Origin of the sequence: Olavius algarvensis spirochete endosymbiont, assembly GCA_900608495.1 — a bacterium.
In the GTDB taxonomy this organism is placed as follows: domain Bacteria; phylum Spirochaetota; class Spirochaetia; order DSM-2461; family DSM-2461; genus UBA2779.
This window is the reverse complement of the sequence record UWYT01000162.1, coordinates 1-1,069: the sequence shown is the minus strand read 5'-3', so window position 1 is coordinate 1,069 and position 1,069 is coordinate 1. Positions and strand designations below refer to the sequence as shown.

Here is a 1,069-nt window from a genome sequence, read left to right as displayed (position 1 = left end):
CACCATAGGAGTATCTCACATTCCTGAAAACGATATCTCCGTTAATCCTTTCCATCGGATTTCCAATTTCGTTGTAGGCAGACCCGTCGGAACTCCACCGGCGGGTTTTTCTTTCGGATTCAATGTTTTGGGAAAGGTCCCGATTACGATCTGAGCGCGGGAATCCAGTGAAATTCATACGATGTCAGATTGGTGAATTTTATGATGTCAAAGTGGACAGGGACACCTGGAAACCATTTTGTGTATGCTGGATACGGGTGTTCTTTTCTGATTCAAACGGATTTCCGATTTTGTTGTAGGCAGACAGTAGGCCTGAGACCGTACTGCCGATAACCGAAATTCCGGAAAGAACCGACGCCATGGAGGGCGACGGGGCGAACCTGCTACAGTGCTCAGTACAAGTTTTCCAATAGTACTGATTCAGTATCAACTATTGTCCAGAACTCGCGAATCTCCCCTTTTCTGTCAATTACTAGAATTATTGAAAAAATTTTGTCGGCGTCTGTATAAATGGAATAATGCAAGGAAAAAAGCCGAAAGCCGTATTCGAGAAAGCTTTCTTCAATGCCGACAAGACCTTTTTCAATGTCGACAAGACCGTATTTGGGAGGAAGCTTATGCTGATCGCAGTATTCTAATATCTTTTTGTTTCCGATAATAATGAGTTCACTTACTTCGACTTGGCGACACACAGTCAGTAAGAGAATTGTAGCTATAAGGCAGACTGCAGATAAGAAGATCAGTAGATTCTTCATTCTTCGATCCACTTACTTCCTCGAATTTGAATTGGATATGTCCTCCCTTTTATAATGCTACCCACCTTTGTTAAAACCTCAGCGAAAAGCCCTCTATGATTTGAGGCATTAAAGTCATATACGTCGTCAAGGGATTTTAGGATGCCGGAGAAGCTATCATCATCTTCTTCTTCTCCGATACTTAGAGTCCCCTGAAGACGTAGTGTTATATTTCCTGGCAACAGGGTACCAGTATTGAATGACATTGATGAGTTTATTCTTTTTGTTCCAGGAACACCTGCTTTGATAGCGTCAATAACTTCCGGAAAATCGAA

Annotated in this window: 2 protein-coding genes; both read right to left on the bottom strand. The window is 42.3% G+C overall.

The window, feature by feature from the left end; all coding sequences use genetic code 11:
• Positions 1-392: 392 nt before the first annotated feature.
• The gene (locus S1OALGB6SA_RS04085) at positions 393-755 is read right to left on the bottom strand and encodes a hypothetical protein (RefSeq protein ID WP_124032647.1); all 363 of its coding nucleotides are present in this window, start codon (positions 753-755) and stop codon (positions 393-395) included.
• Positions 752-1,069: lipid II-degrading bacteriocin (locus S1OALGB6SA_RS04080; protein WP_124032646.1), on the bottom strand; the 318-nt coding region annotated here is incomplete at its 5' end. The genes S1OALGB6SA_RS04085 and S1OALGB6SA_RS04080, both read right to left, overlap by 4 nt.